At 65.0% G+C, this 14,862-nt stretch carries 5 protein-coding genes and 1 pseudogene; 2 read left to right on the plus strand and 4 right to left on the minus strand.

The genetic code is table 11. From position 1 onward, the window contains the following. Positions 1–4: 4 nt before the first annotated feature. Positions 5–660 (minus strand): annotated as a pseudogene (locus ACCQ03_RS05825) (TetR/AcrR family transcriptional regulator). Between the two features lie 276 nt (positions 661–936). Here ACCQ03_RS05825 and ACCQ03_RS05830 point away from each other — a divergent pair. Continuing rightward, complete coding sequence (locus ACCQ03_RS05830; RefSeq protein ID WP_209227674.1) at positions 937–5,946, plus strand: NAD-glutamate dehydrogenase; 5,010 nt, start codon at positions 937–939, stop codon at positions 5,944–5,946. Positions 5,947–6,168: 222 nt separating this feature from the next. Here ACCQ03_RS05830 and ACCQ03_RS05835 read toward each other — a convergent pair whose 3' ends face one another. After that, on the minus strand, positions 6,169–7,596 hold the full coding sequence (locus ACCQ03_RS05835) for a DHA2 family efflux MFS transporter permease subunit (RefSeq protein WP_057679479.1): 1,428 nt from the start codon (positions 7,594–7,596) through the stop codon (positions 6,169–6,171). A 938-nt stretch (positions 7,597–8,534) separates the two neighbouring features. Here ACCQ03_RS05835 and ACCQ03_RS05840 point away from each other — a divergent pair. Next, the gene (locus ACCQ03_RS05840; protein ID WP_150147813.1) at positions 8,535–9,506 is read left to right on the plus strand and encodes an IS5 family transposase; all 972 of its coding nucleotides are present in this window, start codon (positions 8,535–8,537) and stop codon (positions 9,504–9,506) included. A 139-nt stretch (positions 9,507–9,645) separates the two neighbouring features. On the opposite strand, the gene ACCQ03_RS05845 is transcribed toward ACCQ03_RS05840, so the two are convergent. Further along, positions 9,646–10,638 (minus strand): HD-GYP domain-containing protein, encoded by a 993-nt coding sequence (locus ACCQ03_RS05845; RefSeq protein ID WP_209227580.1) that lies wholly within the window; start codon positions 10,636–10,638, stop codon positions 9,646–9,648. A 33-nt stretch (positions 10,639–10,671) separates the two neighbouring features. After that, entirely contained in the window at positions 10,672–14,766 is a 4,095-nt protein-coding gene (locus ACCQ03_RS05850) for a CHASE domain-containing hybrid sensor histidine kinase/response regulator (RefSeq protein WP_209227582.1), read from the minus strand. Positions 14,767–14,862 lie beyond the last annotated feature (96 nt).

Below are 14,862 nucleotides of genomic sequence, written 5' to 3' on the forward strand. Positions count from 1 at the left end.
TCCGTTAGGGTCTTGAAGTGAGAAGAGAAGGTGGCGACGTCGGCGCGGCAGAAGCCGGAGCAAACGCACGCAGGAAGGTGTCCACGGCGAACTGCGCCCATCGCTGCCTGGCGGGAAGGCCGGCGCGATGGGGGACTTGAAACCGTTGGCGGTCGAAATCCAGCCCGACGATCATGCTCAGCAGCAGTTCGGCCATGAAGTGCGGATCGTCATGCCGCAGTTGGCCGGCGTCGATCGCCTGTTCGAAGCGATGCGCCAGGCGCTGCTGCATGCCGACCACGCCGTCGTGGAAGATCTGCTGCGACTGGTCGGGAACCGATGCGACTCGGCTTCGACCAGACGGCAGGTCTGTAGCACATCGGGGTTGTTCAAACGGTCAAGATGGGCCAGCGCGAAGGCCAGCAGATCCGCGTGGAGATCGCCCGAGACCGTGCCCAACGGCCCGGCCGCCAGGTGCACGTGGTCCTGCAGTACATCGCGCAGCAGGTTTTCCTTGCAGCCGTAATAGTTGTAAAGGGTCTGCTTGGAACAGCCAGCCCGCTCGGCCACCGCATCCATGCTCAGCCGCATGCCACGCTCTGCCAGCAGCGCATGCACGGCCGCATGGATGCGGCGGTCGCAGTCCGAACGCCGGGCAGCACGGTGGGAACGAGGGGTCATGGCGGTAGACTATACCGTCCAGTTTAGTTTTCAAACAGCCTTGACGGTCGCGGCGTTGTCTGCGCAACGCCTTGTGTGCCAAGCATTCGACAGGACTTTGCCGGTTGTGGCGGTCCGGCCCCGCCTCCCGGCACTGCGTCCTCGTCCTACATTGATGTAGCGCTTTTGCATGCCGCCAGGAGTCATCGCAGCCGGCACATTTGCGCTATGCAGCAAGGCGTCGTCACCGCGCCCCGGTACAATTCAGGTTTTCCACCGAGCATTCCAGCTCTACTCATGACAGCCAAGAAAGCCGCTTCGAAATCGTCCACGACGTCGGTCAAACCGGTCGCCGAACGTGCCGTCCCCGTGCTTGCCACCGAACCGCAGGCGGTTACCCTCGAGCCGGTGTTTGCCGCGTTGCGCAAGCGCTACCCGGCCGCCCGTCAGGCCGAAGTCCAGGCGTTCGCCGCCGACTTCTACCGGCGCATGGAGGAAGACGAATTCCCGAACCATCCGCCGGAGCAGTGGGCGGCGCTGGCATCGGACATGCTGGAGTTCGCGCGCGCGCGCAAGGCCGGCACGGTCAACGTACGGGTGTTCAACCCGACCTTGAAGAGCCACGGCTACGAGTCGCCGCATACCCTGCTGCAGATCGTCAACGACGATATGCCGTTCCTGGTGGATTCGGTCAGCATGACCCTGGCCGACCTGGGCATCGGCGTGCACGTGCTGGGCCACCCGGTGCTGCGCATCGCGCGCGACAAGTCCGGCAAGCTCACCGCAGTGGGCGAGGGCAAGAGCGAATCGCTGATGGTGCTGGAGATCGACCGCCAGCCGCCGGAAGAAATGCCCAAGCTGGAAGCGGCAGTGCGCAAGGTGCTGGCCGAGGTGCGCGCCATCGTGCAGGACTGGTCGGCGATGCGCGAGCGCATGGTCATGCTGGCCGACGATCTGGCGACGCGTCGTTTGCCGATCGACGACATCAACCGGCACGAGGCGCAGGAGTTCCTGCGCTGGGCCGCGGCCGACCACTTCACCTTCTTCGGCTACCGCGAGTATCGGGTGGAGAAGCAGGATGGCCAGGACGTGCTGGCGCCGCTGGAAGAGACCGGCCTGGGCCTGCTGCGCGGGCGCGACACCTCGCCGGCGCGTCCGGTGACCACGCTGGCCGCGCATGGCTTGAATGCCTCGTCCAAGCTCAAGGATGCGTTGATCCTGACCAAGACAAATGCCCGCTCGCGCGTGCACCGGGTCGGTTACATGGATTACATCGGCATCCTGGAATTCGACGCCAAGGGCCGCATCGTCGGCGAGCAGCGCTTCCTGGGACTGTTCACTTCCAGCGCCTACAACCGCCGGCCGTGGGAAATTCCGCTGGTGCGTCAGCGCCACGAATACGTGATGAGCAAGTCGGGGCTGACCCCGAGCAGCCATAGCGGCAAGGCCTTGCGCCACATCCTGGAAACGCTGCCGCGCGAGGAGCTGTTCCAGTCCAACGAAGAAGAGCTGTACCGCACCGCGATGGGCATCCTCGGCTTGCAGGAGCGCGTGCGTAGCCGCCTGTTCCTGCGTCGCGACAAGTACGGGCGTTTCATCTCGGCGCTGGTGTACATCCCGCGCGAACGCTTCAACACCGATGTGCGCCTGCGCATCGAAGCCTTGTTGAAGGACGCGTTGCACGGCGAATATATCGACTCCAGCGTGGTGCTGGGCGAATCGCCACTGGCGCAGCTGCACCTGATCGTGCGTCCCAAGAGCGGCGAGGCGCTTGAGTTCAACACCACCGAACTCGAATCGCGGCTGGCGCACCTGCTGCGCAACTGGCGCGATGCCCTGCGCGAAGCATTAGTCGCGCGGCATGGCGAGGCCAATGGCCTGCGCATGGCGGCCAACTTCGGTCGTGCACTGCCGGCCGGCTATATCGAAGATTCCTCGATCGAATCGGCGGTCTCCGACGTCGAGCATCTCGCTTCGCTGGATGGCCCGGACGATCTGCATCTGAGCCTGCAGGAAATCCGTCGCGAGGATGGCATGCGTCTGGATGCTGGCGAAGGCCTGCGCCTAAAGCTGTACCGCCAGCTCGACGACATTCCGCTGTCCGATGCGATGCCGATGATGGAAAACATGGGCTTGCGGGTGATTTCCGAGCGGCCGTATCGGCTGCAGGTCGGCGAAACGCCGGTCTACATCCAGGATTTCGAGGTCGAATCGACCTCCGGCAAGATCAATGCCGCACACGCCGATGCCAGCTTCGGCGAAGCGTTCGAGCGCATCTGGAACGGCGATGCCGAAAACGACGGCTTCAATCGCCTGATCCTGGCGGCCGGCCTGCATTGGCGCCAGGTGGCATTGCTGCGCGGCTACTGCAAGTACCTGCTGCAGACGGCAGTGCCGTTCTCGCAAGCCTACGTCGAAGCCACCTTTACCCGCTATCCGCTGCTGGCGCGCTTGCTGGTGGAACTGTTCGAAGCGCGCTTTGATCCGTCCACCGGTTCCGAAACCAGGGCACAGATCTTCGCCGGCCAGGAGCGCCTGCGCGAAGAGCTGTCTGCGATGGCAGGCGGCGACGAGGCCACGCTCAAGGCGCTGGACGCCGTGTTGGAAGCGCGCGGCGGCGATCGCGACGCGCAGCAGGACGCCACCCGCGCCACCTTGCTGAAGTTGATGGATCGCGTTTCCAGCCTGGACGAAGACCGCATCCTGCGCAGCTTCATCGATGTGATCGATGCGACCTTGCGCACCAACTACTACCAGACCGACAAGCACGGCAAGCACCCACACTGCATCAGCTTCAAGCTGGATTCGTCGCGCGTGCCGGACCTGCCCAAGCCGCGTCCGTATCGCGAAATCTTCGTCTACGGCCCGCGCGTGGAAGGCGTGCACCTGCGCTTTGGCGCAGTGGCGCGTGGCGGCCTGCGCTGGTCTGACCGGCGCGAGGATTTCCGCACCGAGGTGCTGGGCCTGGTCAAGGCGCAGATGGTCAAGAACACCGTGATCGTGCCGGTTGGCGCCAAGGGCGGGTTCTACGTCAAGCGTTCGCCGGTCGGTGGTGACCGTGATGCCATCCAGGCAGAAGGCATCGCTTGCTACAAGCTGTTCATCCAGGGCCTGCTCGACATCACCGACAACATCGTCGGCGGCAAGATCGTGCCGCCGCCGCAGGTGGTGCGCCACGACCAGGACGACCCGTACCTGGTGGTTGCGGCCGACAAGGGCACTGCCACGTTCTCCGATATCGCCAATGGCCTGGCGCTGGATCACGGCTTCTGGCTCGGCGATGCGTTCGCCTCCGGCGGTTCGGTCGGTTACGACCACAAGGGCATGGGCATCACTGCGCGTGGCGCGTGGGAATCGGTCAAGCGCCACTTCCGCGCGATGGGTCGCGATTGCCAGAGCCAGGACTTCAGCGTGGTCGGCATCGGCGACATGTCCGGCGACGTGTTCGGTAACGGCATGCTGCTCTCACGGCATATCCGCCTGCTGGCGGCGTTCGATCATCGCCACATCTTCCTGGACCCGAATCCGGATGCAGCGGTGTCCTTTGCCGAACGCGATCGCCTGTTCAAGCTGCCGCGTTCCAGCTGGGCCGACTACGACGCCAAACTGATCAGCGCCGGTGGCGGCATCTATCCGCGCACGCTCAAATCCATCGACATCAGTGCGCCGGTGCGTGACGCGCTGGGCCTGGACGCCAGCGTCAAGCAGCTCTCGCCGAACGAACTGATGAACGCGATTCTCAAGGCGCCGGTGGACCTGTTCTGGAACGGCGGCATCGGCACCTACGTCAAGGCGGCTAGCGAATCGCATGCCGACGTGGGCGATCGCGCCAACAACGGCCTGCGCGTTAATGGCGGCGAGTTGCGCTGCAAGGTGGTAGGCGAGGGCGGCAACCTGGGCTTGACCCAGCTGGGGCGTATCGAAGCGGCGCAGGCCGGCGTGCTGCTCAATACCGACTTCATCGACAACTCGGCCGGCGTGGACACCTCCGATCACGAGGTCAACATCAAGATCCTGCTCAACGACATGGTGCAGGCCAAGAAGCTGACCTATGACGCACGCAACAAGCTGCTGGCGTCGATGACCGACGAAGTGGCCGACCTGGTGCTGTGGGACAACTACCGCCAGAACCAGGCCATCAGCCTGATGGAGCGCATGAGCGTCAAGCGGCTCGGCTCCAAGCAGCACTTCATCCGCACGCTGGAACTGCAGGGCCTGCTGGATCGGCAGATCGAGTTCCTGCCGTCCGATGCGGAGCTGTCCGCACGCAAGGCGCGCGGCCAGGGCCTGACCCGGCCGGAGCTGTCGGTGCTGCTGTCCTATTCCAAGCTGGTGGCGTTCCAGCAGTTGCTGGAATCGGATATTCCGGAAGACCCCTACCTGTCCAAGGAATTGCAGCGCTACTTCCCGCAGCCGCTGCAGAAGAAGTACGCCGATGCGATGGAGCGTCACCGCCTCAAGCGCGAGATCATCGCCACCGCGGTGACCAACACCACCATCAACCGCATGGGCGCCACCTTCCTGATGCGCATGCAGGAAGATACCGGCCGCAGCATCGGTGAGGTCGCCAAGGCCTACACCATCAGCCGCGAAACGCTGGATGCGCGCGCGCTGTGGACGCAGATCGATGCGCTGGATGGCAAGGTGCCCGAATCGGTGCAGATCGACGCGCTGGAAGTGATCTGGCGCCTGCAACGCTCGTTCGTGCGCTGGCTGCTGCTGCGTCCGGGCCAGATGCCGGGCATCACCGCAGCGGTGGAGCGTTACCACGGCCCGTTCAACGACATCCGCGTGGCGTCGGGCGTACTGTCGGATGCGCAGCGCCCGCAGTACGAAGCCAGCGTGCAGGAGTGGCAGGACAAGGGCCTCACCCCGGCACTGGCGCAGCAGTTGTCCGAGCTGCGTTATCTGGAGCCGGCCTTCGACATCATCGAAACCGCGCGCACGCGCAAGCTCAAGCCGGTGGACGTTTCCAAGGTGCATTTCCGCCTGGGCGAAGCGCTGCGGCTGCCGTGGCTGTTCGAACAGATCGACGCGCTGGAGGTCAACGGCCGTTGGCATGCGGTGGCGCGTGGGGTGCTGCGCGACGAACTGGCCGCGCATCAGCGTGCATTGGTAGGCCAGGTGCTGACCATGCCCGGCAGTAGTGCCGAGAACAAGGTGGCCAACTGGATGGCACGCGACGATTCCAGTCTGCGCTTCACCCTGGCCATGCTCGCCGATGTAGCCGAGCAGAAGACCCTGGACTACCCGACCGTGTCGGTGGCAGTGCAGCGGTTGGGCCAACTGGCCGCGCACGGGGTGTAAGCAACCTATTGCCGCGATGGCGAAGCGCATGCATCGCTATCGCGGTGGCCTAAACAGCCTGGTTGAGTCAAATGCAGAGGCCGCCTACGGGCGGCCTCTTGCGTGCGGGGGCGTAGCGCATGGCGTGCGCCGACGTGCGCTGAGCGCGGCTGGTGGATATCCAGGCGCGATGGTTTGCGGCTCAAGAACATGCCAATAGGCCGCAATGCGACCGCACCCGGTTTACGCCCGGTGCCCGCTCATTTCCCGCCCGGCATCCTTGTCGAAACGCACATGCCACCAGGTGGCGCTGAGCGAGATCAGGCTGACCACGCAAAACGCCAGCGAGAAATCGCTCTGACGCGGCGTTGCGTGGCCGCCGGCCAGCATCGCCAGGTTGAGGATCATCGCGCCGGCACACACGCCGACCGAGAGCATCAACTGCTGCAAGGTCGTATACAGGCTGCTGGCGCGGCTCATGCGCGCGGCCGGCACGTTCTCGTAGGCGATGGTGTTGTAGGCGGCGAATTGAAACGACATGAAGGCGCCGCAGCACAGCAGCAAGCCGAACATCACTGACGGTGGCCAGTCGGGGCGGAAAAATGCGCACACCATATAGCCCAGGCTGGCGAGGACGCCGTTGCCGATCAGGCTGTTGCGATAGCCAAAACGGCGCAGCAATTGCGGGGTGATGCTGCGCATCAATAGGGCTCCGAGCGCAGTGGCCAGGATCAACCGGCCGCTATGCGCCGCGCTCATGCCGAAGCCGATCTGAAACAGCAGCGGCAACAGAAACGGCTGCGCACCCTGGGTGATGCGCATCAGCGCGCCGCCGATCACCGACAACCGGAACGAGGCGATCCGCAACAAGCTCAGATCCAGCAGCGGAGCGGGGTGGTGGCGCGCGTGCCACAGATATCCCAACCCAGCGCTGCCGCCGATCGCCAGCAGCCAGCTGGCTTGGCCGACGCCGTTTTGCTGGCTGACCATTTCCAGGCCGAACAGCAGGCAGCCCAGTGCGGTGCCGCACAGCAGAAAGCCGCGCAGATCGAAACGCGCCGGCGCCGATTCGCTGGGAATCTCCGGTATGAAACGCCGCACCAGCAGGAAGCCGGCGATACCGATCGGCACGTTGATGTAGAAGATCCAGCGCCAATCCAGGTACGAGACGAAAAAGCCGCCCAACGGGGGGCCCAGCATCGGGCCGATGAAGGCCGGCACCAGCGTCCAGGCCATGGCCGACACCAGGTGGCGGCGCTCCACCGTGCGCAGCAGGATCAGCCGGCCCAGCGGGGCCATCATGGCGCCGCCGGCGCCCTGCAGCACGCGCGCGGCGACCATGGTGGGCAGGCTATCGGCCAGCGAACACAGGATCGAGCCACCGACGAACACCCAGATGGAGGCGCCGAACACGCGGCGCAGGCCGAAGCGGTCGGCGATGGCGCCGCTGGCCGGGATCAGCACCGCCAGCGCCAGCAGGTAGCTGGTCATCGCGATGCTCATGGCCGGTGCCGCCACGCCGAAATCGCGCGCCAGGGTCGGCAGCGCGGTGGCCAGCACGGTGGCATCCATCTGCTCCATGAAAATGGCGCACGCCAGGATCAGCGAGATGATGCGGTAATCGGGATAAGGCGGCGGCGTAGCGCCAGCCTCGGACACGCTGGAGGACATCGGACTCTCGGTTGCGGGGCCGCGCCGCCTGCGCCGCAGACGGCAGCAGGGTCGGCCCGCGTCGCACGGTGTTGTGCGGCGCAACATGGGCATTGTCTGCTGGTGAGGGGCGGGGTTCAAGCGCACCTGGGCAACAGTGCGTGCTTGTGGATGCAGACGCGGCGATTTGGTGGCGGGTGTTGGCGTGATGCAAAAGAACGCGGCTTACAGGGCTGGCGGTGAAGTGAGCGCGCGATGGCGATGTGGGACGCGCGAAGCGATGCAGCGTGGGCTGTTGGTCCCCGAGCTGCCCGTACCCTCATCCGGCGCGACGCGCCACCTTCTCCCAGAGGGAGAAGGATCACGATGCGGCACGCGGAGGGATCGCCGCTGGGAAAGCCCCTCTCCCTACGCGGACAGGGATCGCCCCTGGAAAAGCCCCTCTCCCTGTGGGAGAGGGGTTGGGGTGAGGGTGCGGCGGAAGACAGCCAACCTGACGTGGTCGCCCCCGAGCTGCCCGTACCCTCATCCGGCGCTACGCGCCACCTTCTACCGAAGGGAGAAGGATCAAGATGCGGCACGCGGAGAGATCGCCGCTGGGAAAGCCCCTCTCCCTACGCGGACAGGGATCGCCCCTGGAAAGCCCCTCTCCCTGTGGGAGAGGGGTTGGGGTGAGGGTGCGGCGGAAGACAGCCAACCTGACGTGGTCGCCCCCGAGCTGCCCGTACCCTCATCCGGCGCTACGCGCCACCTTCTCCCGACGGGAGGAGGATCACGATGCAGCACGCGGACAGGGATCGCCCCTGGAAAAGCCCCTCTCCTGCGGGAGAGGGGTTGGGGTGAGGGTGCGGCGGAAGACAGCCAACCTGACATCGCGAATGGGCGGTTGCCTTAGGGAAACTCTGAACAATCCATCGTGATCTGCCACAATCGATCAACGACCCGAGTAGACGATTTCGATGCAGCTGACCTTCGGCGACGCGGAGTACAACGGCAAGCGCAAGCGGACGCGGCGTGAGGTGTTCTTGGCCGAGATGGACCAGGTCGTGCCGTGGAAGGACCTGCTGGCGCTGATCGAGCCGCACTACCCGAAGTCGGGGCAGCCGGGGCGACAGCCGTATCGGCTGGAGACCATGCTGCGCATCCACTTTTTGCAGCAGTGGTATGCACTGAGCGATCCATCGGCGGAAGAAGCGCTGTACGACACGGTGTCGATGCGCCGTTTCGCCAAGATCGGCGGGCTGGATGAGGTGCCGGACGAGACGACGATTCTCAACTTCCGCCATCTGTTGGAGCAGCACGATTTGGCGCGCAAGCTGTTCAATCGGGTCAACGCGCACCTGTCGCGCAAGGGGCAGAGCTTGCGCGGCGGGACGATCGTGGACGCCACGATCATCGCTGCGCCCAGCTCGACCAAGAACAAGGATGGCGAGCGCGATCCGGAGATGCACCAAACCAAGAAGGGCAACCAGTACTACTTCGGGATGAAGGCGCACATCGGGGTGGACGATGACTCCGGGCTGGTGCACCACGTGGAGTGCACGGCGGCCAACGTGGCCGATATCACACAAGCGCACAAGCTGCTGCACGGCAAGGAGGACACGCTGTGCGCGGACAGCGGCTACACCGGGCTTGAGAAACGCGAGGAGATGAAGCGCAAGCGCAAACTGCGCTACCTGATCGCGGAGAAGCCCTCGAAGCTGAAGCAGATTAAGAACAAGCGCGAACTGAAGTTGGCCAAGCGCTGGGAGCACACAAAAGCCAGCCTGCGTGCAAAGGTGGAACACCCGTTTCGGGTGATCAAGCGCCAGTTTGGCTACGTCAAGGTGCGCTATCGCGGTTTGGCGAAGAACACCGCACAGATGCTGATGCTGTTTGCGCTGTCGAATCTGTGGCTGAAGCGCAAAGAGTTCATTACCGCCGCGGGGTAGGTGCGCCCGTAATCGGGACGATACCCCGAAAAAGCGCCAAAAACGGCGAAAAACCGAGGATCTGAGCGCGGTCACCGCGACCGATATGGCTTACCACATCCTCCGATCGCGTTGTTCAGACCTTCCTTAGCTGCCCGAATCAGCGCTCAGCCGCAGGCCTCTCCCAAGCGTCCTTGATCTGCAGAATCTGCGGCAACGCTTCGTGGAAGTGCTGCACCAGGCGCGGTTCCAGTTGTTTGCCCGCCATGCTGTCGAGCTTGCGCAGGGCGTCTTCCACCGTCCAGGGCGCTTTGTAGGCGCGTCGCCCGCAGAGCGCATCGAAGACGTCGGCCACCGCCACGATGCGTGCCGATTCGGGAATCGCCTCGCCGGACAACCCCTGGGGATAGCCGCTGCCGTCCCAGCATTCGTGGTGATGCAGCGCGATTTCCGCTGCCAGCTGAAACACCGGACCGCGGCCGTGGCGCAACAGATCATGGCCGGCTTGCGGGTGCTGACGCACCACCGAGCGTTCGTGTTCGTCCAGCGAATCGGGCTTTTGCAGGATGCTGCCGGGCACCGCGATCTTGCCGGCATCGTGCAACGGGGCGGCGTCCTGCAGGGTCTGCGCCTGTTGCGGCGACCAGCCCACCGCTTCGGCCAGGACACGCGCATACACCGCCATGCGCCAGATATGCGCGCCGGTGTCGGCGTCCTGGCCCTGGCCGGCGGTGCCGAGCAGATGGATCGCCTCGCGGTATTGCTGGGCAAGACGTGCGTTTTCGGCCAGCTTCAACTGGGTACCGATGCGTGCCTTGAGGAGCGCAGGCGAGTAGGGCTTGCTGACGTAATCGGCCGCGCCCGCTTCCAGCCCGAGGCGTTCGTCGTGTTCGCTGTTGCGCGAGGTCACGAACAGGATGGGGATGGCGTTGCTGGATGGCTGCTGCTTGAGCGCGCGCGCCACCGCATAGCCGCCCATGTCCGGCAATTCGACGTCCAGCAGGATCAACTTGGGCGTGTGGCGTGTCACCGCATCCAGGGCTTCGGCGCCGGATTTGGCGAATACCAGCGCGAAGTCATCGCGCAGCAGCTGGCGCAGGGTGGCCAGGTTGCTGGACTCGTCGTCGACACACAGCAGGGGGCGGGACGGCATGGGGGATCCTTGCCAGATGCTCGGGGAGCGCGATTAGTGCGGGTGGGTGGTCTGCCACTCGCGCAACGTGGTTTCGGCGCGGCGGAAGTCGAAATCTTCGACCGCGCGTTGCAAGGCTTCCTGCAGTGCGCGCGGTAGGCGTGGCGCGCAGATCAACAGCGCATGGTCGATCCGGTCGGCATCGTCGCTGGCAAAGGCCGATGTCAGGATCTGCACGCTGTCTGCATCCAACGCAGCGCCATCCTCGTCGGCGGCAACGTCGCTATCGCCATGCTGCAAAAATGCCCGGATCGCGTCGGCGGTGCGCTGCATGACGTCCTTCAACGCACTCAGCGACGCGGTGATGTCGTGTCCTTCCTCGATACGCGTCTCCAGATCGCCGGCTGCACCGGCCAGGGCCGGCAGCGCAAGCGAGCCGGCCGCGCCACGCAGCTTGTGCGCCATCGCGCCGATGGCCGGCAGTTCGTTGCGTCGCAGATGCTCGGCGGCTACCTCGGCCGGGTCCGGGTTGTCGCGCAGCAGCTTGATCAGATAGCGCGCGTAGGGTTCGCGCTCGCGCCACAGGCTGCGCGCGCCGGCGGCGTCCAGCAGTTGCGGGTCGCTGTATTCCCATTCGGGACCGGCGTGCGCCTGCGCCTCGTGCGGAAGCGATGGAATGCGCCGCGTGCCCGGCTGCAAGAAATGACGAATGGCAGTGACCAGTTCTTCGACGTTGAATGGCTTGGCGATAAAGCCGTTCATGCCTGCTTCCAGCGCTTTTTCCTGCTGCGGGCGGAATGCGCCGGCAGTCAGTGCGATCACCGGCAGGCTGGCCAGCGCCGGGATCTGGCGCAACCGGCGCGTGGCCTCGTAACCGTCCACCACCGGCATCTGCACATCCATCAGTACCAGGTGGAACAGATTGGGCGCGCGTTTGAGCGTGCTCACCGCTTGCTCGCCATCGTGAGCGACGGTGACCATGGCACCTTCGCCCTCCAGAATGCGCTGGGCGACTTCGCAATTGATGTCGCTGTCGTCCACCAGCAGCAGGTGCTCGCCCTCCAGGCGTCGCGCAACGAATGTCGGCGTGGCAGGGCGGGCACCCGGGCGTTGCTCTAGCAGTTGTTCGACCAGCCGGTGCAAGGCCGCGCCGGTCACCGGCTTGGTCATCACCGCATCCAGATCCTGCTGCTCGGGATGCTGCTCCAGCAGGCGGCGCTCGTAGGCGGTGACCATCACGATGACCGGATGCGGGCCAGGCGTGGCGCGTGCACGGATCTGGCGTGCGATGGCCACCCCGTCGATATCGGGCATGCGCCAGTCGAGCAGGAAAATATCGTAGGGCTCTGTCGCGTGTTCGATGGCCTGCAATGCGGCGTGTCCACTGGCCACCGCATCCACGCGCCAGCCAAGTTCGGTCGCGATGCGCACCAGGTTGTTGAGCGCTGCATCGTGGTCGTCGGCGATCAGCACGCGCGGCATCGCTTCCGGCGGCAAGGCCGGCAATTCGCGCTGCGCCTGCGGTGGCGCGGATTTTTCCAGCGTCACCACGAAATAGAATTCGCTGCCGCGGCCGGGCACGCTTTCTACTTCCAGTTCGCCGCCCATCAGTTCGACCAGGCGTCGGCTGATGGTCAAACCCAGGCCGCTGCCGCCGTAACGCCGACTGGTGGACGTGTCGGCCTGCAGGAACGGCGAGAAGATCACGCTCTGCTTTTCCTTGGAAATACCGATGCCGGTATCGCGGACCGAAAACAGCAGCTTGAACTTGTTGGGGTCGCCGCTGGGGAAGCGGCGTACCGACAGCACCACTTCGCCCTGTTCGGTGAACTTGATCGCATTGCCGACCAGGTTGACCAACACCTGGTTGATGCGCAGCGCATCGCCCAGCAGCCAACGACTGTCGCGTGGCAGGGGTTCTACGATCATTTCCACCGGTTTGGCGCTGAGCGAGGACCGCATCAGGTCGGCGATGTTATCGAACAGCTGGTTCAGATCGAACGGCGCGCATTCCAGGTCGATACGCCCGGCCTCGATCTTGGAAAAGTCGAGAATGTCGTTGATGATTTCCAGCAACGTGCGCGCGGAGCGATCGATCTTGGCGACCATGTCCTGCGCGGCGCCGGGCAGTTCGCTGCGCTGAAGCAGGTACAGCATGCCCAGGATGGCGTTCATCGGCGTGCGGATTTCGTGGCTCATGTTGGCCAGGAAATCGGACTTGGACTGGTTGGCGCTCTTGGCCGCATCCATTGCCAGACGCAGCTGTTTTTCGTGCAGCTTTTGCTCGGTGAGATCCACCGCCACGCCGAGATAGCCGATCACCTGGTCGTGGTCGTCGCGCAGGGTGCTCAAGGTCAGCAGCACCGGCAGGCGGCGTCCGTCATGACTGACGTAGGTCCACTCGCTGGTGTCGCTGCGACCCAGGCTGGTGAGCGCGGCGATCGCTTCCAGCGTCTGCGCCACCGGCGTACCGGTCTGTTCGGCCAGCATGTGCGCGCGCTCCTGCAGTTCCTCTTGCTCGACGAACTGGCTGGCCTTGCGTCGCCCGATCACCTCTGCCGCGCTGTAGCCCAACAGCTTTTCCGCGGCCGGATTGAACAGCGTGACGAAGCCGCTGGAATCGGTGGCGATGATGGCGTAGCCGGCGTGCGCCAGGATCGCGCGTTGCAGCACCGAGAACTTCACCAACTCGCTGGTGCGTTCGGCGACCTGGTGTTCGAGCGATGCATTGAGGTCGATGATGCGTTGATGCGAGCGCACGCGGTCGGAGATGTCGCGGAAGAAATGCGAATGGCCGCTGAGCGTGCCTTCGCTTTCGATGATCGGCGCCTTGCTGGCCAGCACATGCACCTGATGCCCGTCGCGATGGCGCATGGTCTGCGCCGCCGATGCGTTGCCCGCCAGTGCCGCATCGGCATGGTCGACCTCCGGCATCGCATACGGCTGCGGCGACAGCAGCATGGTCAGGTCCTGATCGATCGCCTCCTCGGCCGTGTAACCGAACATCGCCTCGGCGGCCGGGTTCCAGTGCGTGATACGTCCATCCGGGGTTTCGGCGACGATGGCTTCGCTGGAATGGCTGACCAGCGCGGCCAGCTCCATCTGCTTGCGCAGCACTTCCTCGCGGCGCAGCCCGTTGCTGAAATACAGCACCAGCAGGGCGGCAAACAGGACCGCGGCACCCATCACCAGCCCGCCGATCAACCAGGGCGAACTCTGGTTGAGCGATGCGACGAAGCCGGCGGTGGGGTGGGCGGTGATGACCCAGGTGCGGCCGTAGATCGGCAACAGCCGCACCACCGGCGGGCGCAGCGCGCTGTCGCTGGCGGGCGTGCCGCTGCGGTAGAAATTGTGGGTGGGCTCGTTGCGGTCGGACAGGTCCAGCGCCACGTCGTCGCGCTCGCCCAATGCGCTTCGCACCATCTGCTCGACGCTGAAAGGCGCATACACCCAGCCGCTGGTGGCGAGCATGCGCTGTTGCGGCGTCTGCAGCGGCATGCCCTCCCGATAGACCGCCAACAGCACCAGAAAGCCGCTTTCGTTGGGAACGCGGTAGCCGGACAGCGAGATCGGCGAGGTCATGACCGGCTCGCCGCTGCGTGCGGCCTGCAGGGCGGCGGCGCGCCGGCGCGGCTCGGAGGCGATATCGATGCCGAGCGGGCGGTTGCCCGAGGATTCCGGCTCGAAATACAGCACCATGTAACGCTCGCCATCCCACGGCGCCAACGGCCGGCGATGGATGTCCGGCGCACCATCGGCACGCGCGGCCTGCAGAAATGCGGCCTCGTCGGCCGGGGCGACCCGATGGATATAGCCGTACCCCAGCACCCCGGGAAACTCGCGTGGATAATCCCGCGAGCGGCTGTACAAGGTGAAGCGTTCTCGACTGATGATGCCGCTGCCTGCGCCGATTACCGCACCGCGCGCGCCGCGCAAGCCATGCTCGAAGGTGGACATGCGCTCGCTGATGTTGCGCGCCAGCGTACGCACGACGTAGTCGAACCGTTGCTGGCGCTCGAGCTCGTTCTGCCGTTGCAGCCACACGCCGGTGACGATCGCGGCAACCAGGCCGGCGCTCAGGATCAGCAGTGCACCGAAGAATGCGCGACGCCCGTATGTCCTGCGCAAATCCCAGCGGCCCTTCGGCATGTTCGTTCCTTCGCCTTGCCTGTTACGTGCCCAGAGTGCTGGCCGACCTGCGTCGACCTCGTGGTACCGCCCGACATCCGACGGCTGTGTGCAGTC

The organism is Xanthomonas sp. NCPPB 3569 (genome assembly GCF_041475645.2).
Lineage (GTDB): Bacteria > Pseudomonadota > Gammaproteobacteria > Xanthomonadales > Xanthomonadaceae > Xanthomonas > Xanthomonas phaseoli.

Excerpts from the sequence above, each read along its gene's own strand:
- ACCQ03_RS05840 (WP_150147813.1), top strand. The coding sequence starts at position 8,535 with ATGCAGCTGACCTTCGGCGACGCGGAGTACAACGGCAAGCGCAAGCGG.
- ACCQ03_RS05830 (WP_209227674.1), top strand. The coding sequence starts at position 937 with ATGACAGCCAAGAAAGCCGCTTCGAAATCGTCCACGACGTCGGTCAAA.
- ACCQ03_RS05845 (WP_209227580.1), bottom strand. The coding sequence starts at position 10,638 with ATGCCGTCCCGCCCCCTGCTGTGTGTCGACGACGAGTCCAGCAACCTG.
- ACCQ03_RS05850 (WP_209227582.1), bottom strand. The coding sequence starts at position 14,766 with ATGCCGAAGGGCCGCTGGGATTTGCGCAGGACATACGGGCGTCGCGCA.
- ACCQ03_RS05835 (WP_057679479.1), bottom strand. The coding sequence starts at position 7,596 with ATGTCCTCCAGCGTGTCCGAGGCTGGCGCTACGCCGCCGCCTTATCCC.